Annotated in this window: 9 protein-coding genes; 3 read left to right on the top strand and 6 right to left on the bottom strand. The window is 66.8% G+C overall.

The features are described from left to right. Positions 1–215 precede the first annotated feature (215 nt). From NA11_RS16865 to NA11_RS16875, 3 genes are read right to left on the bottom strand one after another with little or no spacing between them, the layout of a single operon-like run. A complete protein-coding gene (locus tag NA11_RS16865) occupies positions 216–992 on the bottom strand; it encodes an NsdA family TPR-like regulatory protein (protein WP_501193644.1) in 777 nt (258 codons plus the stop codon). Positions 993–1044: 52 nt separating this feature from the next. Continuing rightward, positions 1045–1938 (bottom strand): aminoglycoside phosphotransferase family protein, encoded by an 894-nt coding sequence (locus tag NA11_RS16870; protein WP_069162857.1) that lies wholly within the window; start codon positions 1936–1938, stop codon positions 1045–1047. Continuing rightward, entirely contained in the window at positions 1935–3185 is a 1251-nt protein-coding gene (locus NA11_RS16875) for a helix-turn-helix domain-containing protein (RefSeq protein WP_069162858.1), read from the bottom strand. Before NA11_RS16875 ends, NA11_RS16870 begins: the two co-directional genes overlap by 4 nt. A 267-nt stretch (positions 3186–3452) precedes the next feature. On the opposite strand from NA11_RS16875, the gene NA11_RS16880 reads away from it, so the two are divergent. The 3 genes from NA11_RS16880 to NA11_RS16890 are packed head-to-tail and all read left to right on the top strand — an operon-like array spanning position 3453 to position 17615. Next, entirely contained in the window at positions 3453–14537 is an 11085-nt protein-coding gene (locus NA11_RS16880) for a type I polyketide synthase (RefSeq protein WP_069162859.1), read from the top strand. After that, on the top strand, positions 14534–16948 hold the full coding sequence (locus NA11_RS16885) for an FAD-dependent oxidoreductase (protein WP_069162860.1): 2415 nt from the start codon (positions 14534–14536) through the stop codon (positions 16946–16948). The genes NA11_RS16880 and NA11_RS16885 overlap by 4 nt, the downstream gene beginning before the upstream one ends. Before the next feature lie 40 nt (positions 16949–16988). After that, positions 16989–17615: an SAM-dependent methyltransferase gene (locus NA11_RS16890; protein WP_069162861.1), complete on the top strand. Its 627-nt coding sequence runs from the start codon at positions 16989–16991 to the stop codon at positions 17613–17615. Positions 17616–17654: 39 nt separating this feature from the next. Here NA11_RS16890 and purF read toward each other — a convergent pair whose 3' ends face one another. From purF to NA11_RS16905, 3 genes are all read right to left on the bottom strand, one after another. Beyond that, positions 17655–19124: an amidophosphoribosyltransferase gene (gene purF / locus NA11_RS16895; RefSeq protein ID WP_084654693.1), complete on the bottom strand. Its 1470-nt coding sequence runs from the start codon at positions 19122–19124 to the stop codon at positions 17655–17657. A gap of 76 nt (positions 19125–19200) precedes the next feature. Then, on the bottom strand, positions 19201–19836 hold the full coding sequence (locus tag NA11_RS43905) for a GNAT family N-acetyltransferase (RefSeq protein WP_084654694.1): 636 nt from the start codon (positions 19834–19836) through the stop codon (positions 19201–19203). A 321-nt stretch (positions 19837–20157) separates the two neighbouring features. Then, positions 20158–20751 (bottom strand): hypothetical protein, encoded by a 594-nt coding sequence (locus NA11_RS16905; protein ID WP_141717635.1) that lies wholly within the window; start codon positions 20749–20751, stop codon positions 20158–20160. Between the last annotated feature and the right edge of the window lie 4 nt (positions 20752–20755).

Below are 20755 nucleotides of genomic sequence, written 5' to 3' on the forward strand. Positions count from 1 at the left end.
ACCGGTCAGCGATCGGCTCCACCTCGTAAACCTCATCGATCACTGTCCAATACCTGCCGCCCGACGGCATTCGCACAGGAAACGCTCGCACTACCCACTCCGCTCTCCGTTGATCGAAACAACACGGAGCCATAGAGCTACACACCCCCAGAGAACCGTCGCAAAACTCCGACGGAGTGTCACCGACACGACGTCACGCCACAGGTTCAGATCCCCTAGAGAACGTGCGCGTGACCGACGTTGAGCCAGTAGCTCCAGTCCGGCGCGATCGTAATGGAGGTGTCGAGGTGAGTGAATGCGCTGTCGATCGCTCGCCGGCATCCTGCGGTGGATCCGTCGGTGGCGTGCGCTTCTGCAGCCCTTAGGTCCAGGATTGCCAAGACACGAGGACTGGCACCGCGGTATTCGCTGCGGGCGCATTCGGCCAGCGCGACCGCTTCGCGGGGGTGTTGGATGTCTTTTGCCTGGCAACTCAAGAAGCCCAAGATGTTGGCCGCCAAGGCGTGGTCGCCAGCTTCGCGTGCGACGCGTAGGGCGGCCAGCCAATACCGTCGGGCTTTGGCATGCCGGCCCGCATCGAAACTGACCCAACCGGCAAGACGCAGTAACTCTGCGGCGTTGCTGTGCAGGCGTCGGCCGACGGTGTCGGAGTATCGACTGTGCTGGAGCAATTGCACGACCCGTCGCAGATCCGTGCGAATCAACAGCAGCAGCGCGTCGGCACCACCATCGTCGTCTTGGCGCCGAAGACTACCGACGATGAGGTCGAGCTGGTCGACGATGGCGAGGTCCACTCGCCGAGCTCGGCCCCATCGGGTGAGGTGTGGGACGGGGTCGGTCAGAAGCCACTGATGGGCAGGTGCGCTCAGGACGGTGCCCATCATGGTGAGGAACGCCCGCCGGTCCACGAGAGTCAGCCTCGTACGTGCTGCACAGCGGTGCGTGTGAGGGATACTGCCCGGGCTGGAGGGAACCACTCGGTTCGCTGGCATAAAGGTGGTTCGATGTGACTCATAGCCGCTCTCCCCGTGCGGGTTTCGAGTATTAGCTGATCGCGCGCCATTGGGTATCGGCGAACTTCGGGTTGCGCAGGCTGCGGATTCGGCGGTCGAGTTCGTGTTGGGCGAGTTGGTCGTTGTCGCTTGCTCGTCGGATGTAGCTGATCAGGGTGTGCAGGTCGCGCATGGCCAGCAGGGTGTTGTAGCCGTTCCAGTCACGGATGTCCCAGCCGTAGGCGGTACTGAAGTCGGCGAGTTCGGTGTCGGTGAGGCCGAATCGTGTGCTTTGGAATGTGTGTATGAGGTCGAGTTCTCTTGGGGCGATGCTGATTTCGTCCCAGTCCCCGAGGAGGACGTGTTCGGGGCCCCAGAGGGTGTTTCCGCTGTAGGCGTCTCCGTGCACGAGGCCGCGGCCGAGGTGGGAGTCGAGGTTGTGGTAGCTGTCGACGAGTTCGCGCGCTTGATCGGTGAGCCATTGCCGGTCACCGGGATCGAGTGCGCTGCTGGAGTGTGGGTCTGCCAGTACTTGCGTCAGCCCGGCCAGCGGGAGGTAGGTCGGGAGCTCGAAAGGGAAAGGGCCGGGCAGGGCATGGAGCTGGCGAAGGATCGTGGCGAGTTCGTATGAGGGCGGTTCGCCGCGTCCGTGTTGTGGGTAGTACTGCCAGAAGGTCACTGTGTCGTGGTCGATGTCGATGGCGTGGTCGATGACCGGCTCGGTGACGGGGATGTGTTGTTCGGCAAGCCATTTCGTGATGGCGACTGATGCTCGTGCTTGCAGGCCGTGGTGTTCGTTGTGGCTGATCCGGGCGATGACGTTCGCGTGGGGTAGCAGGTAGACGGTGTTGGAGCGTTCGTGGAGTAGCTGCGCGTTTCGGGAATCGAGATCTACCTGGCGGCATGCGGTGTGTAGGGCGTGGCTGGTGCGGGTTGGTGTGCTCATCGCAGCGCTGGCAGTTCGTTGGCGGTGAACATGGCGATCTCCTGGCTGAGGTTTCGGGCTATCGAGGCGTTGACATCGCGTGTGGTGTGCAACGCGCCGTCAACAGCGTTCATACCATCGACGATGGGGTAGATGCGCTGATCGGGTTGCAGCGTGAAGACTGGCACCAGGATTTCGCAGGCTCCGTCGACGGCTCCGGTAAGGATCCGGGCGATGGCGACGTCGGTGCGCGCGATGGCTTCGTCACCGTAGGAGCGCGATTCCTCGGGTCCGCTGGTGTAGCCGGTGATCGCGTCGAGCGCCCACTGTTCGGCTTGGGGGTAGTCCTGGATGAGCCGGTAGGTGCTGCCGATGTAGTAGGCCAGTTTGGTGGTGGGAAAGCGCATGCTGCCGCCGAATGCGGCGAGTTCGTCGGTGGTGTCGGCGTTGTCTGCCGCTCGTTCGGCGCGGTGGATGGCGGCGCGGGCTTCGGTGGTGCGGCCCAGGCGTGCGCAGCAGCGTGCTTCGAGCGCGGCCAAGCGGACCTGGTGTTGGCCGGGTGGTGCCCAGGTGGAGGCTTCGCGCGCGAATTGCATTGCAGCGGACGGGTTGTTGTTCCATTCGGCGATGAGTGCGCGGGTGCCTGCTGACCAGGCGCGTAGCCCGTCGTGTCCGGCCTTGCGGGCCAGCAGTTCCGCGGCCATGGCGTGTTCCATGGCCGAGGTGGCGTCGCCGAGATTGTCGGTGACCTGGGCCAGCAGTTCGATCGAGACGCCGGCGAGGAAGAGCAGTTCGCGTTTTCTGTGTAGGGAGGGCTGGGTGCACAGGGCCTTTTTGACTCGGTCGCGCAGTGTGGCAAGTTCGTGCAGCAGTGGTTGGGGCGCGGAGTAGACGAAGCGTTGGGCGATACTGGCGAGTTGGTCGGCCAGGTTGGTGACGATGAGGCCGGGATCGTCGTTGGCGACCCATTCGGCGAAGGCGACCGAGTCGGCGGCGCAGTTCACTGTGTCCTGGTCGAGTGGCATCGGTGTGCCGTCACTGCGGAATCCGATGGCTCGATAGAACCGTTGCTGCGGTTCCTCATCGAGCCAGTCGAGCAAGGTCTCCATCATGTCGGCGAAACGAGGGCTCAGGACAGCAGTCGCCTTGCCTTGCTCCCAGTAACCCACCGTGCGATCTGCGATCCCGGCTTTGGCAGCGAAGTCGACTTGCGAGAGCCCGTGCACGGCGCGCAGCGCGGCTACTTCGATCCCGGTCCACCTGATCATCGGATCCCCACCCCTGCATGTCGGCGTGTCGATTACCAGAACTCTAGGACCGAACTGCCAGTTCTTACCTGCCTTTCCAGCGGATTCGCACCGATTCTGAGTTCGGCACCCGCCACCGAGCCCGTGAAGCCGCCTCCCCCCGCCGGCTGAACGCGACGAGCGGGCGACTCGGAGGAGATTTGGGGCTGCACCCCTTTTCTCGGATACGCCCCGAGACCGCTTGCGCCGCCCTCGGGGCGGGTGCCCTCGCCGACGAGGAGGGCACAGATGACGAACACGACCGATTCCACGATTGATCCGGATCCGGAGCCACAGGTGGATCCGGCGTCGGGTCACTGTGCGGCCACCGACGTGAGCACCCGGCTCGGTCCGTGGTGGCGCGTGTGCGTGCATCGGCTGGTGGAGGCCAGCGTCGCGGCGTATCCGGACACGGTCGCGGTGGAATTCGTTGGCGAGCAGGTGACCTACGCCCAGCTGAATCGGCGTGCCAATCAGCTTGCCCGGCACCTGATTTCAATCGGAATCGCCCCAGGCGAGCTGGTCGGTCTGTGTCTGGACCGGTCGATTGAGCTGGTCGTGTCGGTGCTGGCGATCCTCAAGGCCGGCGCCACAGTGGTTCCGCTGGATCCGGCCTATCCGGCCGATCGGCTGGAATTCATGCTTGCGGATTCCGGCGCATGCGTTGTGCTCACCGCCGGTGCCGTCGACGTGGCCGACCAGTTGTCGGCCCGACATACCGTGATCGGGCTCGACAGCATCGCGGAGTCGGTGGGGTGGTTTGCCGAGAGCGATCTCGACGGGGATCTGCCGGGCGAGACCGCTGCCTACTGCATCTACACCTCCGGCTCGACCGGCCAGCCCAAAGCGGTCGTGGTCGAGCATGCGGCATTGGCCAATATTGTTGCCTGGCATCGTGATACGTGGCTCGCCGATCCCGGCACTAGGACATTGTTGTTCTCTCCGATCAGTTTCGACGTCGCGTTCCACGAGATCATCGCGGGGCTGAGTACCGGCGCGACGCTGGTCCAGATCCCCGAAGCGACTCGCATCAATCCGATGGCATTGCTCGAGTTCGCACGCGAGCACGACGTGCACAAGTGGTACATGCCGTTCGTCACTCTGCAGCAGGTGGCGCAAGCAGCACTGACCGCAGCCGTGCCAGGGCGGTTGCGGGAGGTGATCGTTGGTGGGGAGGTGCTGCGGGCGACTCCGGCGGTGCGAGAGTTCGCGCGCCGCACCGGATGCGTGATTCGCAACCACTACGGCTCCACCGAATGTATAGACGTTGCGACACATACCCTTTCCGGGGATCCGGGCGACTGGCCTGCCGTCGTGCCGATCGGGCGGGCGAACGTGTCGAACATGAACCTCTACATCCTCGATTCCTGGCTGCGGCCGGTGGCCGAGGGCGTCGTGGGGGAGATCTACGCCGAAGGCGAGAGCCTGGCTCGCTGCTATCACGGCCGCCCCGGATTGACCGCCGCCCGGTTCGTCGCGAACCCGTTCCCAACCTGCGGATCACGGTTGTACCGCCTCGGTGACCTCGGCCGGCGGCGAGCTGACGGCACCATCGAATGCCTCGGGCGCGCTGATGCCCAGGTCAAGATCCGCGGCGTCCGAGTCGAACCCGGCGAGGTCGAAGCGGTCCTCGCCGAGCATGCGGCGGTGGCCGAATGCGCCGTGATCGCCGAACCGAGCACCCATGGTGGCACCCGGTTACATGCGGTCGTCGTCGCGATGGCCGGACACGACAGGGAGGAAATTCCGCACCAGTTGCGCGCCGACGTGGCCGCCTGCCTGCCGAAGCACATGGTCCCCGCGAAGGTGAGCTTCGTCGACGCGCTGCCGATGACACCGAGCGGCAAGCTGGACCGCCGCGCCCTGGCCGCGACCGAGCCCGTTGCGAGTTCGCGCGATCGTGGCGCGGCGGGGGAGCCGGCGCAGGCGCGGCTGTGCGAGATCTGGTGTGAGCTGCTGGAGGTGGCGCGCGTCGACGTGCATACCGGTTTCGCCGAGCTGGGCGCGGATTCGCTTCTGCTGGTCACCGCGCACCAGCGCATCGGTGCCGCCTTCGGACGAGAGTTGGCCGCCGAGACGCTGTTTCGGTACCCGACCATCGCGGCCCTGGCGCAATTTCTGGACCACGGCGAGGAGGAGTCGTCCGGACAGCGCGTTGTCGCTGACCTCGGTGTCCGGGACGTGGAGCGATCCGGTGATGTTGCCATCATCGGTATGGCATGCCGCGTCCCCGGGGCTGACACTCTGGATGAGTTCTGGGCGAACCTGTGCCGCGGCGTGGAGTCGATCGCACCGATCACGCCGGCGGCCATGGATCGGTGCGAACCCGACCCCACCGGCGACCCGTATTTCGTCGGTTCCGCGGCGGCGATAGAAGGCATCGACCAATTCGACGCCGGATTCTTCGGCTACAGCCCCGCCGACGCGGCGATGATCGACCCTCAGCAGCGGTTGTTCCTCGAATCCACCTGGGAGGCAATCGAAAACGCCGGAGTCGACCCCGCCTGCCATGAGGTCGGCGTCTTCGCGGGATCCTCGACCAGCACCTACCTGATCAACAACGTGCTGCCCGCCAAGGCACCGGGAACGTATCTGAGCCATCGGCACTTCGACGACAGCACTGCGGCGCGGATCGAGCAAGGCAACGCCGGTGACCATCTGCCGATGCGGGCGTCCTACAAGCTGGGCTTGCGCGGGCCCAGCGTCAATGTCCAATCGACGTGCTCGACCAGCCTGGTCGCGGTCCACCTGGCCCGGCAGGCACTGCTGAACGGTGACTGCGATATCGCTGTCGCGGGCGGGGTTTCGATCATCACCCCGCAGCGCACCGGCTACCTGTGGCGCGAGGGAATGATGGTCTCCCCGGACGGGCACTGCCGCGCCTTCGACGCCGAGGCCGCGGGCACGGTTTTCGGCAACGGCCTCGGTGTGGTCGTGCTCAAGCCACTTGCCGCCGCACTGGCCGATGGCGACCACGTCTACGCGGTGATCACCGGGTCAGCGGTCAACAACGACGGCGCCGACAAGGTCGACTACACCGGCCCCAACATCAGCGCTCAAGCCCAGGTGATCGCCCGCGCCCATCAGGATGCTCGCGTCACTGCCGCCGATATCACCTATGTCGAAACACACGGCACCGCAACAATATTGGGCGATCCGATCGAGATCGCGGGCCTGACGCAGGCGTTTCGTGCCAGCACCGGCCAGCAGGGGAGCTGGTGTGCGATCGGGTCGGTGAAAACCAACATCGGCCACCTCGACGAAGCGGCCGGCGTCATCGGCCTGATCAAGACCGCGCTGAGCCTCTATCACCGCCGTCTCGTACCGAGCCTGCACTTTCGCACCCCGAACCCCGCCGCCGCACTGGAGAACAGCCCGTTCGAAGTCAACACCGCACTACGCGCCTGGCCCGCCCACGGGGACCAGCCGCGCCGCGCCGGAGTCACCGCCCTGGGAATGGGCGGCACCAACTGCCATCTCGTGCTCGAAGAACCACCCGCACCGCGCACCCCGGTGATGCTCGAGCGGGACCGGCATCTGCTGCCGATCTCGGCGCGCAGCCCTGAGGCGTTGCGCGCCGGCATCGAGCGCTACGCCGAGCACCTCGCGGTCACCGGCGACGCGTGGGCCGACATCTGCTTCTCTGCGGCGACCGGCCGCCGTCATTTCGATACCCGGATCGCGGTGCTCGCCGCCAACACCACCCAGGCCAAGGCCCAGCTCGCGCAGCTGCTGGCCACCGATCTCGCCGCGCCCACCCGCCCGCCAGCCCAGCACAGGCGTCGCGTCGCGTTCCTGTGCACCGGTTACGGATCGCAGTATCCGCAGATGGGCCGCGGATTGTATGAATCCGAGCCGGTATACCGCGAGGCCTTCGACCGCTGCGACGCGATCGCCGCGCCCCTGCTGGGCCGATCGCTGTCGGCGCTGCTCTACGGGCGCCAACCCGCCACCACGGTCGATGACCCCGTGCTCGCCCAGCCCGCACTATTCGCGGTGGGCTACGCGCTGCACGCGTTGTGGCAGTCCTGGGGTGTACGCGCTGACGTCGTGGCCGGCCACAGCCTTGGCGAGTACCTGGCTGCGCACCTGGCAGGCGTCTTCAGCGCCGAAGACGCACTGGCGCTGGTGATCCGGCGCGCGCAGCTCGTCGAGGAACTGGCACCGGCCGCGACCATGGCCTACCTCGCGACCGACGTCGACACGGTCACCGCCGCGTTGAGCGGCTACGGCCAGACTGTGGCGATCGCCGCGGTGAACGCACCCGACGCCACCGTGATCTCCGGGCAGACGAGTGCGGTCGAGGCCGTGCTCGCCGAGCTGCGCGAGCGCGACATCGACGCGGTGATGCTGTCGGCCACCCGGGCATTCCATTCCCCGCTGATGACACCGGTACTCGATGCCTACCGGGCGGTCGCCGAATCGATCACCTACGCCGCCCCGCGCATCCCGATCATCGCGAATCTGTCCGGTGAACTCGCCGGGTCGGCCGATCTGAGCAGTGCCGACTATTGGGTCCGCCACCTTCTCGAGCCGGTCCAATTCACCCACACCATGGCCACGCTGGCCCGCCAGAACCTCGACGCCTTCGTCGAGCTCGGCCCCAAACCGACCTTGACCGGACTCGGACAGCGATGCCTGCCGGAATCCGGCGCGGTATGGGCACCCAGCATCACCCCGCGCGACCCGCACGCGGCCTTGGCCGGGGCGCGTTCGTTGTACCTGGCCGGAATTCGGTTGGACTGGAACGGAATCGGCGCGCCCTTCGCCCGCGGGCGCGTGCCCGTGCCGACCTATGCGTTCCAACGCCGCCGCCATTGGCTCGAGGTCAACCAGTCCCCGCCGCCAGTAGACCCAACGGCCCTCCCAACGGCCGCGAATCAGGTGCCGCCACCGATGCCGCAGATCCTGGATCTGGTCTGGGAACCTGCCCTGCACGGCACCGAGCACGACTCCGCGGGCGGGTACGTGGTCATCGGCGATGACAACGAGCTGAGTACCGCGATCATCGAACGACTCGACAGGGACGGAACCGGGGGTGTCTTCGTGCCGACCTCCCCGGCCGCGCCCGGCGCGCTGGCCGAGCGGCTGCGCCGTCTACCTTCCATCGCACGGCCCTGGCGGTTGGTAGTGGTGGTCTCGCCGCTGGATCCGGCCGACGCGGCGGCGGGATTGGTGGCGCTGCTCGATCACCTGGGTGAGGTGCTGGCCTTCGCGACCACCGGGGCTCACGCGGTGGCGGGGGTGTGCCTGATCTCGGGCGAGAACGATCTGCGGGGTGAAGCGGTGGCCGCGGTGGCCCGCACGCTGGCCGCCGAGCACCCCGACCTGGAGTGGTCGGCGCTGACCATCCCGACGCCACTGCAGGGCAGCGATCTGGACGCCGCGATCTCCGCCCTGCACACCGGCGGCCGCGGTGAACACTTCATGGTCTCCGGCGGAGCACTATTCTGCTCCCGCCTGGTCCCAAGCGCCGAGCACCCCGCACCGAGGGCGGCGATGCCGGTGCGCGAGGACGGAATCTATGTCATCACCGGCGGCACCGGCGGACTGGGCTTGCAGGTGGCCTGCTGGCTGGCCCGGCAGCGCCCTGCACGGCTGATACTGGTCAGCCGCCACGGAATTCCCGCCGACGAATCGCTGTGGAAGGCACTGGCAGCTACCGGGGTGCCGGTCGAAGTCGCCACCGCCGACGTCACCGACGAAACCCACCTGCGCGCGATCGTCGAGGCCTGCGGCTCCCGGTTGCGTGGCGTGGTGCACTGCGCCGGAGGCATCGACGACGCAATCCTGTTGCGCCACAACCGGACCCGATTCGCCAGGGTTGTCGAGCCGAAAGCGACGGGGGCGTGGCTGCTGCACACGCTGACCGCCGATGCCGGACTGGACTTCTTCGTGATGTTCTCCTCGCTGGCCTCGGTGATCGGCTACCGCGGACAGGGCGCCTACGCCGCGTCCAACGGCTTCCTCGACGCCCTGGCACGCCACCGCCACCGCCACGGCCTGCCCGCATTGAGCGTGAGCTGGGGCAGCTGGGCCGGGCCCGGGATGAGCGCGGCACTCTCGCCCGGCCACCGCGCCACCCTGCACGGCGAGGGGGAAACGCCTCTCGCGCCGCAGAGCGCGTTGGCGGCGATGGCCGCCCTGGTGGACACCGGCCAACCGCACGCCGTCGTCGCCGACATGACCTGGCCCCAGTTGTCGGGCGCCCGTTCCCATCCGCTGCCCATCATCGAGGCCCTCGTGACTCCTGCGCCCACCTCCTGCACCATCCCGGCCGATTCGTTCGCGCTCAGAGTGAGGAAAGCGTCACCCGCACAGGCGAAGTCGCTGCTGGTGTCCACGGTCGCTGAGATCGCCGCCACACTGCTCGACGCCGACCCGCACACGATGGATCCACGCCGAGGCTTCGCCGAGATGGGCCTGGACTCGCTGGCTGCACTGGATCTGCGCACCGCCCTGCAAACCCGCCTCGGCGTCGGATTGCCCGCCACGGTGGCCTTCGACCACCCCTGCCTGGAAGCGCTCGTCGACCACCTCGCCACGCACCATTTCGCCTCCGACATCGCCGCGGCGGCGACCGAGGCGTCGAGTAGTGCTGGTGCGCAGCCGCCGCAGCAGTCCGCGGCCGCGATCATCGGCCTCGCCTGCAAATTCCCCGGTGCGGAATCGCCGCAGCAGTTCTGGGAGCTGATCAGTCAGGGCCGGGACATGGTGGCCGAGATCCCCTCCAGCCGTTGGGATCTGAACGCGCTCTTCGATCCCGACCCTGCGGTGCCGGGCAAGATGCATGTGCGCCGCGCCGCGACGATCACCGACCTGGACTGTTTCGACGCCGGGTTCTTCGGCATCTCACCGCGCGAGGCCGCGAGCATGGATCCCCGGCACCGGCTGCTGCTGGAGCTGGCGTGGAACGCCGTCGAGCACGCCGGCATCGACCCGACCTCGCTGCGCGGCAGCGACACCGCAGTGTTTCTGGGCTGCGATGAATTCGCCAACGACTATCTGCGCCAAGCCGAGAGCGAGCTGGACCGGGAACCGTATCTGGCCACCGGCACCACACTGAGCCTGACCGCAGGCCGGATCTCCTACAAGCTCGGCTGCCACGGCCCGAGCATGGTGATCGCCACCGGGTGCTCCTCGGCGCTGGTCGCGATCCACACCGCGGTGGCCGCCCTGCGCCGCGGCGAATGCCGTGTGGCGATCGTCGGCAGCGGAAAACTGTTGCTGGACCCGATCGAGACCGTGCAGCTGTGCAAGCTGGGCGCGCTCGCGCCCGACGGAGTCTCGAAAGTGTTCTCCGCCGAGGCCGACGGGTTCGGCCGCGGTGAAGGTGCGGCGGTGATCGTGCTCAAACGACTCGACCACGCCCGCACCGACGGCGACCCGATCCACGCGGTGATCCGCGGCAGCGCGGTCAACCACGACGGCCCCAGCTCCGGGCTGACCGTACCCAACGGCGCCGCTCAGCAGGCGGTGATCACCCGCGCCCTCGCCGACGCCGGTGTCGATGCCGAGCAGGTGAGCTATGTCGAAACACACGGCACCGGAACAGCTCTCGGTGATCCTATCGAGGTCAACGCCCTCGGCCAGGTATTCGCCCGACGGCGCGACCCGGTGCTGATCGGGTCGGTGAAAGCCAACATCGGCCACCTCGAGGAAGCCGCTGGGCTGGCCGGGCTGATCAAGACCGTGCTCGCGCTGCAACACGACACCATCCCCGCCCAGCCTCACGCCCGACCGCTCAACGATCACATCGACTGGACCCGCCTGCCGGTGTCGGTTCCCGCCGCGAGCACGCCCTGGCCGCCCGCCCGCCCTCGCGTCGCCGGGGTGAGCTCGATAGGGCTCAGCGGAACCAACGCCCACCTCATCGTCGAAGCCGCCCCGGCCTTCGAATCCTCGCCGCCGGCCGGACCGTTCGTGTTCCCGATCTCAGCCCGCGACGAGACCGACCTGCGCGCCACCCTCACGGCGCTGCACGGTGCGCTCGCCGAGGAAACCTCTGCGGCCGAGCTCGCCTGGACCTTGCAGAGCGGTCGCCAGCACCACGATCACCGCCTGGCCGTCGTCACCACCGAGGTGTCGGTACTGCGCGAACGCCTCAGCGAGGTCCTGCGCAACGCCGCCACCGCCGCGAGCGTTCTGCGCGGGGACGCCACTGCCGCGGCAGCCGTGCAGGACACCGTCCCGACGGTGATGTACGAGCGCCGCGACGTGGTCGGCCTGGCCCGACTGTGGTGCGCGGGGACGGCGATCGACTGGACTCGCCTGTATCCCGAGCCGCCGCAGCGCACGAGTCTGCCCGGCTACCCCTTCAAACGCCAACGGCTCTGGATCGGCACGCACACCGATACCACCTCGGCCACCGAACACGCTGTCGCGCAATCGGATACACCACCGACCGACCTCGTGACCGAAATACGGGCGCGTGTCGCTGAGATGCTCGGCTTCGCCGTCGGTGATCTCGCACCGGACACCAGCCTCGAAGGGGCAGGGGCGGATTCGCTGACCTTCACCCGGCTGGCCCACCACATCCGCGACCACTACCAGATCGAGGTGCCCTTCCAACAGCTGATCGACGACGCCGACACCGTCGAGGCCCTCGCGGCCCTCATCGCCGAGCACCGCCCACCCCGCATACCGCTCGCCCCCACCACGCCACCACCGCCACCGGCACCACCGAGTGCTGCCTGCGGGCCCGCCAGCCTGAGCGGCGCTCCAGCACCGGCTCAACCGCTCACCGGCCAGCAGCAGCGATTCGTCGCCGAGCTCGCCGACCGCTATGCGGCCCGCACGCCCGCGTCGAAAGCGCGTGCCGTGCAGGAGCGATCGGTGATGGCCAATTGCCGGATGACACCGTTTCAGATGCCACTGAAGGAGATGGCCTACCCGATCGCGGTGGAACGCTCGTTCGGGCCCCGCTTCTGGGACATCGACGGCAACGAATACCTCGACATCTCGATGGGATATGGCGTCCACTTCTTCGGCTATCAACCCGATTTCGTGATCGAAGCACTGCGCGCGCAACTCGACCAGGGCGTGCACATCGGACCGTTGGCCGCCAATGCCGGACCGGTCGCCGCTCAGCTGTGCGAGCTGACCGGCGCCGAGCGTGCGGTGTTCTGCAACTCCGGCACCGAGGCGGTCACCGCCGCCCTGCGATTCGCCCGCGCCGCCACCGGCCGGACCCGGTTCGTGATGTTCTCGGGCTCCTATCACGGCTGGTCGGATGCCACCTTGGCGCTGCCGGCCGGGACCGAGAAATCGTTGCCGATCGCCCGCGGGCTGAGCAGCGCAGCGCTGTCGGAGGTGATCGTGCTCGACTACGGCACCCCCGAAGCCCTGCAGGTGATCGCCGATCTGGGGCCACAGCTGGCGGCGGTGCTGGTCGAACCGGTCCAAAGTCGCCGCCCGGATCTGCAGCCGGTCGAGTTCTTGCACCAGTTGCGCGCGTTGACCCGCGACTCGGGTACCGCGTTGATCTTCGACGAAGTCGTCACCGGCTTCCGTGCCGGGCCGCGCGGCGCGCAGGGCTGGTCCGGGGTCGAGGCAGACTTGGCCGTCTACGGCAAGATCCTCGGCGGCGGCATGCCCGTCGGCGCGGTGGCCGGGCGCGCGCGGTTCCTCGACACCGTCGACGGCGGCGACTGGCGCTTCGGGGACTCCTCGCAACCGCGCGTGGCGACGACCTTCTTCGGCGGCACCTTCAACAAGAACCCGATGACCATGGCCGCGGCATCGGCGGTGCTGGCCCGCCTGTCCACCGAAGGCCCGCAGCTGCAACAACGGGTCAGCGACCAGGTCAACGGGCTGGCCGAGCAATTCAACCGGTTCTGCCAGGCCGAGGGCTTCCCGCTGCGCATCGTGTCCTTCGCCTCGGTGTTCCGATTCATCGGCGCCGACGGCGACTACCGGTTGCACCGCTCGACCCTGGCGTTGGAAGTGTTCTTCCACACCCTGGCCGCCCACGGCATCTACGTCCTGGAAACCCGGGTCTGCTTCCTGTCGGCCAGCCACACCCCCGACGATGTCGCGCACCTGCTCGAGACCGCGAAAACCTGTCTGCGCCAGATGCGCCACGGCGGCTTCTTCCCCCGGTCGGCCGAACCCACCTCGACACCGGCCCTCGTGCCGACGTCGAACCAGCCTGCCCGGTTGCTCGAAGACGCACGCCTGGAACCGATCATCACCCCCGCCGCCGCAGTGCGCCGGGCGCGACCCGCCGACAACATCGTGATCACCGGGGCGGCCGGATTCCTGGGCACCCATCTCACCGCAGAGTTGCTGGGCACCACCAGCGCGCGCGTCCACTGTCTGGTGCGTGCGGACGACGCCGGGCACGCCCAGCAGCGAGTCATCACCGCGCTCACCGCCGCGCAGCTCTACCAGGACACATGGGCCCCGCGGATCATCGGCGTGCCCGCCGACCTGGCACGCCCGCGCCTGGGACTCACACCGAACCGCTGGGCGCAGTTGGCCGAAGAGAGCGACGCCATATATCACTGTGGGGCACAAGTGAATTCACTGCTGTCCTACGAAAAACTCAAGCCCGCAAACGTCAACGGCACCCGCGAGCTGATCCGGCTGGCCGCCGACGGGCCGCTCTCGCAGCTGCACCACATCTCCTCCGACGCGGTGTTCGACGCCTATGGCTACCTGCGCAACGCGGTCCTCTACGAAGACCGACCGCTGGTCCATGGCGAGAGCCTGTTCGGCGGTGGCTACGCCGAAACCAAATGGGTAGCAGACAAACTCGTCGAACAAGCCCGAAGCCACGGGCTGCCCGCCAACATCTACCGTCCCGGCGCCATCATGGGCGCCCACGCTCGAGGCTGCGGCCAACCCGATGACTTCATCACCCGATTCCTGCGCGGCATCATCACCCTCGGGGTTTGCCCGGAAATGGATGCCACCATCGACATCACCCCGGTCGACTATGTCGCGGCCGCGATCGTGGACCTCTCGCACGCGACCGAGCCCGGCACCACCTTCCACCTCACCCACCCTGCACCCTTGCGCTACGACGAGTTCATCGACGTGCTGCGCGCAGACGGCTACCGCCTCGAGGTGATCGCGCTGCACGACTGGGAAGTCCTACTCGCCGGCCTGCGCTTCGCCGACGACAACCCGCTCTACCCGCTGATCCCACTACTGACCGGGTCCGACCCCTACTTCCGCACCAGCCGGCTCGACGTCACCAACACCACCACGCACCGGCCTGGGGTGAGCTGCCCGCCGCTGCTCGAGCTGATCCCGCTGTATCTGGACCGGCTGCGCGCACACGACTACCTGCCACCGCGACCGGTCCGGGACCAGGCGGGTGCGCGATGAACACCCATGCAGCGATCCCGCGCGCATCCGACATCGACCCCGCATGGCTGCACGAGCACCTGGGATGGCCGCTCGACGCCGCCCCGATCCAGGTCGAGCCGCTCTCACGCACCGGCGGGCAAATGGGCCCGGTACACCGAATCCGCTGGGGCGCACGCTCGCTCATCTACAAAACAACACCGGACAGTGACACCGAATGGGGACGGTGGGCACTGCAAGCCGGAGTGCTGGCCCGGGAGGTGTCGCTATACCGGATGCTGCGCGAACACAACGGAGCGCCGAGGGGGATCGCGCCGCGCTGCTACTGGTCGGCACTGCGCCCCGACGGGCACGGCGCCCTCGCGCTGGAAGACCTCGGCGCGGCCGGAACCGTCACCGGGTCGGCAATGGCGCGAGGGTTGACCGACCTGCAGGCCCGTGCCGCGGTGCGAACCCTGGCACTGTTGCATTCCCTGTCGGCCACCACCACACCCACCGGCGAGCCGCACGAGTGGCTGTTGAACGCGCAGTCGCCGCCGTTGCTGGACTCGATCCGCATGGGCCTCGACGACATCGACGGCCCCTCCCCGTTGTGGGTCACGCCGTGGGAACCAACTGCGGCACAACAGCTGTCACAGATCGACGTAGCTCGAACATCGCACCGGGCACACGCGCAGGCCACCCTGCAGGCGGTCTGCCACGGGGACGCCTGGGCCAGCAACATCGTGTTCCTCGACCCGGCCCGGCTACCTGGCACGCCCTCGGCGTATTTGATCGACTGGCAGTTCGCGATGTGGGGCAACCCGCTCGCCGACGTCGCGCTGCTACTGCTGTCCTCGCTGGATCCCGCTTCCCGCCGCGCCTGGGAAGGGCGACTGCTCCACCACTACCACCACGTCCTGACCAGCACCGTGTCCTTGGACTACACCCTGGCGCAGTGCCGCAGCGACTATCGGCGAGCGTTGCCCTATGTCGCGCTCGTCGCGCTCGCAACCCTGGACGGCTTCACCGCAGGAATGACACGAACCGAACGATTCCGGTTCGCGCCCCGGGCCGCCACCGCGATGAACCTGCTCGCCGCGAATGCCGAACCCCCCGAGTCTATTCAGCCCCACGAGCCTTCTAACATCCCGACGAGGAGCACCATGCCGCACACCGTCGAAATCGCGGTCATCGGCGCGGGCATGTTCGGTGCCGCGGCCGCCAAGTACCTCAGCCGGGAAGGCGCCGACGTCCTGGTCATCGGCCCTGCCGAACCCGGCGCCGACGAGGCGCTGAGCCAGCATTCGTTCGGCGCCCACTACGACCAAGCCCGCATCTGCCGCCGGATCGGCTGGGATCCGGTCTGGGCCGCTCTCGACAGCCGCTCGCTGGAGCGATTCCGCGACATCGAGGCCGATTCCGGGCTGCGGTTCTTCCACGACTGCGGCTCGCTGATCCTCATGGCGGGCTCGCTCCACACACGGACCTCGGCGATGGTCCAGCGAGGTCGGGAAGAGGGCATCGACGTCGCATGGCTGGCGCAATCGCAATTGCGCACCGAATTCCCCGAACTCGGGATACCGGAGCTCGACGGCGGCACCGAGGGCCTTCTCGAACGCGCGCACGCCGGCTACCTGAACCCGCGGGCCCTGGTCACAGCTCAGCTGAGACTTGCCGCGGCTGCCGGAGGGCGCTGCGTGCGCGCACCGGTGGTGGCGATGGACCGCCGGAAGGGACTGTGGCGCCTGCAGATCCTCGATGGCACCACCCGCCGGGAGATCGCCGCGGAGAAAGTGCTGATGGCCACCGGGGCGTTCACCAACCACAACGGGCTCCTGCCTGCCGGTGTCCGGTTGGGCATGCGGGCGTTCACCGAACCGAACCTGCTCTTCGCCCTCGACGAGCACCAACGAGATCGTTTCGCGAGCCTGCCGCCAGTGGTCGTCGTGGATCCCGCCGACATCGGTGATGACAACATGTCGCTGTATCTGCTGCCGCCCGTGCAATATCCGGACCGGCGGTGGTATCTGCGGATCGGGCCCGGCATGCAGCCCTTCATCGACCCGCTGAGCACCGTGGAGGAGATGACCGCCTGGTACACCCAGCAGACGATCACCCGCCGTCAGCGCCGATTCCTGTCCACGGCGATGCGCACCATGGTCCCGGGGCTGGGATCCACGTTGATCACCCAGGCCGGCTGCATCATCGAAAAGACCCTCACCCGCTACCCCTATATCGGCTACCTCGACGACAGTCTGGCGGTCGCGGTGGGCGGCAACGGCCACGGGGCACGGGGGTCCGATGAGATCGGGAGACTGGCCGCGATGCTGCTCCTCGGCAAGCCATGGGACAGCGCCATCGCGGCGAACACCTTCACCCCGGTCCTGGACCCCGACGATAGCCGCTGCTCTCAGCTGGCCACGCTCAAACCACCGTTCGGACTGTGCTGAACGCACGCAACCATCCAGCCGTAGAAAGGAATCCGTCACTATGAACGCAAAAGCGGTGCCCAGCAACTACTTCGAGGAAATCTACGCCAACGAGCTCGACCCTTGGGGATTCGACACCCACTGGTATGAGGCGCGACGGCGCGCACTGTTGATGGCGTCCCTGCCCAAGGCTCGCTATCGACGCGCCTTCGAACCAGGTTGCGCCATAGGCACTCTCAGCATCGAGCTCGCCTCCCGCTGCGACCACCTCGTCGCGACCGATGTCATTGACAAAGCCCTGGCCGAGGCACGCACGCGTGTCGAGCACAATTGCGATGCCGGAACTGTGGAGTTCCGGCAGTGGGCGCTGGGACAGAGCTGGCCGCAGGAGCAGTTCGATCTGATCGTGCTCAGCGAGGTCTGCTACTACCTCGAGGCCTCCACTGTCGAACAGGTTCTTCTCGAGGTCGTTTCCCACTGTGAGCCCGCGGCGACGGTGCTGTGCGCACACTGGCGCCGCCCGGTACCCGACTACACCCTCACCGGCGATGAAGTCCATGACATCGCCAGGGCGACGCCCGGATTGTGGAGCTTGGCTCGCTACATCGATGAAGATCTAGTTCTCGATGTATTCGCGACAGGACAGAACTCGCCGTGTTCGGTGGCCGCCGAAGAAGGGATCTTGTGAATCCTGTTGTCTCGCTGGCTGTGTGAGCAATATCCAGCGTTATCTCGGCAGTCCGCTGATCGACGCTGGAGCCGCGAGCGGCACCGAGGGTGTGATGGCCAATTCGGTGAGGTCGACGGGGACCGGGATCGGGTAGTCACCAGTCAGGCAGGCGGTGCACAGCCCGGTCGAATCCTCAGGGTGGATGGCGGCGAGCATCGCGTCGAGCTCGAGGTAGGCCAGCGAGTCCGCGCCAAGATAGTCGCGCAGCTCGTCGACCGTCATGTGTGCAGCGACCAGCTTCGAGCGGTCGGTGGTGTCCATCCCGTAGTAACACGGCCACCGATACGGAGGAGACAGCACCCGCAGGTGAATTTCGGCGACCCCGGCGCCACGCATCATCCGCATGGTTTCACGCAGGGTTGTGGCACGGATGATCGAATCCTCCACCACCACCAGGCGTTTGCCCTCGATGTTTTCCCGGATGGGGTTGAGTTTGATCCGGACAGCGGCGGCCCTTAGTTCCTGGGTCGGTGCGATGAATGTGCGCCCGATGTAGCGGTTCTTCACGAAGCCGTCGACATACGGGATGCCGGACTCGTGCGCATAACCCTGCGCGCCGGGCACACTCGACTCCGGGACCGGCACGACCGCGTCGGCCTCGACAGGGGCCTGCCTGGCCAAGGCCTCGCCCATGCGCTGACGCACCCGGTGAACGTTCTCCCCACGCAGCCGGCCGTCAGGGCGGGCGAAGTAGACGAACTCGAAGGAGCAGAACTTCGACCGGATCTGCTCGGCGGGAAACGGTGCCAGCGACTGGACTCCGGTCTGGTCGATCACCACCATTTCGCCGGGCTGAATCTCGCGCACCATTTCCGCGCCGATCACGTCCAACGCGGGCGTCTCCGACGCCAGGACCCAGCCGTTGTCGAGTTTGCCCAGAATCAGTGGCCGAATGCCGTGTGGGTCACGGACTCCGATGAGGAAATCCTGGCTCAGCAGCACGAACGAGTAGGCACCGCTCAACTGCGGCAAGGTGCGAACGAACGCTTCGACCAGTTCAGATTGGGTACCGGTGGCCTCGGCGGGCAGCTCGCGTGCGAGCAACTCCGCGGCCAGACCGCTGTCGCTGCCTGCCGCGCTCGGGGGCAGTCCGAGGGTCTCGGCAAGCTGCGCGGTGTTGACCAAGTTGCCATTGTGGGCGAGGGCGAACTGATGGCCGCCGAGGTCGCGATAGACCGGCTGCGAGTTCTCCCAATCACCGGAGCCGGTAGTGGAATAGCGAGTGTGGCCGATGGCCAGATCACCGCGCAGTGTCTGCAAGCGGTTGTCGTTGAAGATGGCCGAGACCAGGCCGTTGTCCTTGTCGACCCAGATCCTGCCCTGGTCGCTGACTGCGATCCCCGCGGCTTCCTGCCCGCGGTGTTGCAACGCGAACAGGCCGAGATAAGTCATGTGTGAAACGGGACTGCCGGGGGCGTAAAGCCCGAAAACGCCGCAAGACTCCTTGGGAGCGCTGTCGTCCACCACCTGAGACTACCTGACCGGTATAGGGCTCCTGGACGTTCGCCTCAGAACTACAAGGGGAACAGCCAGAGCACGGCTGCTAGTCGGCCATGCTGGCGTGCTGTCTGTCATCCGAGGACCTATAGGGATCGGAGCCGGCCTGACTGATGCGAGCATGCAGGTGCATGTCATGCCACCCATCCAGATGTAGCCCAGAGCTGTATTTCGTTCCTTCCCAACGAAAGCCGGATTTGTGCGCCACTCGGCACGAAGGCTCGTTGTGGACTGAATGAGTCAACTCGAGTCGATGAAAACCGGCATCGTCGAAGGCCCACGCGGTCAACGCCTCGACTGCACGCGGGACAACGCCGCGGCCTCGCGCGGCCGGCATCGCCCAGTACGCAACTTCGGCCTGCCCAGCGACGAGGTCCATGTGCTTCAACGAAACCCTGCCCACGACGCGGCCGGTGCTAGTCTCCGCGACCGCCCAATGGGCACGAATCGCTATGTGCCACGCCATATTCCACTCATCTATCCATTCGTCGGCTTCGGCGATCGAACCAGCGGATCGCACATGCCAACGCTGGATGTCCCGATCTTGAAACGCTTCGAAAACAGCCTCGGCATCATCGGTCACCCACGGCCGCAACAGCAGACCACCTTCAGCGGAGAGGGCAGGTTGCTCGGTCTGGGTGAACCGAGCTGATTGGACGACATCCTCTGTCAATTCAGGCATCAGTCGCCCTGATGAGGCACACGGACCCGACGGGGGCGATCCGGTACATCGGTAGCGCGGGTCCCCCGGGTCCCCGCACCAGCCGCGCGATACGAGACCAGTCAGTACTCATTTGCCAATCGTATGCTCTGGCAAATGCTGGCAGGTACCGACAGTCGGCCTACCCTGCCCTGAGCTGCTCGATCTCGCACCGTTGGCAACGTACCGGCCGAGCGAGTTCTCCACCACGTGCTTCACGTCGCCGGGAACGCGTAATTGAACGCCGGAATGCACTACTGTCATGCGGCCCATCGCCTCCGCCCTCGTAAGTCCGAGATCCCCTCAGACGGTGGGGGATTCGGGGACACTTTCAGAGCTCGATTCGGCCACGTTGGTCCAGTTATAGTGCTCAGCGAGCTGCCGCCGTAACCGAACAGCGTCTTTGCGGTCAGAGGCCGGCCACGCCTTCCACGAGACCCATTCCAGGCCGCTCTCGTGTAGTCGTTTGACGCACGAACGGAATTTGTAGGTGAAGCTGATGTGGATCGGAGCGCCCGCGTTGCCGAACAGCGCGTACGCCACATGGGTGCCGTTGGTCGGGATTCGGTCCTTGTCCAGTCCTTCCCATCCGGATTCACCGCTCCAGGTGCCGTCACTGTTGTTCGGGGTGGCCGCGGCGAAGCGGCGCAAAGAGTTGAGGTCGTGAGGGATGTGCCGCAACCAGCGCTGCGAGTATCCAGGACGACCCTCAGCCCGGATACGCTCGTAGACCTCGGTCAGCCCTCGCCAATCCAGGTGCCCGTCTTCGTGCGCCGCGGCGGCGCAACGGATGTAGTCCTCCTCCGCTGCCAGTTGCTCAGCGTGCAGGCACTGCACCTTCGCTGCGGCAGCGTCAAGCAACGCGAGGACGCTCTCCGAGCGAGAGCTTTGGCTCACATCA

The sequence above is a fragment of the Nocardia altamirensis NBRC 108246 genome (assembly GCF_001612685.1).
Taxonomy (GTDB): domain Bacteria; phylum Actinomycetota; class Actinomycetes; order Mycobacteriales; family Mycobacteriaceae; genus Nocardia; species Nocardia altamirensis.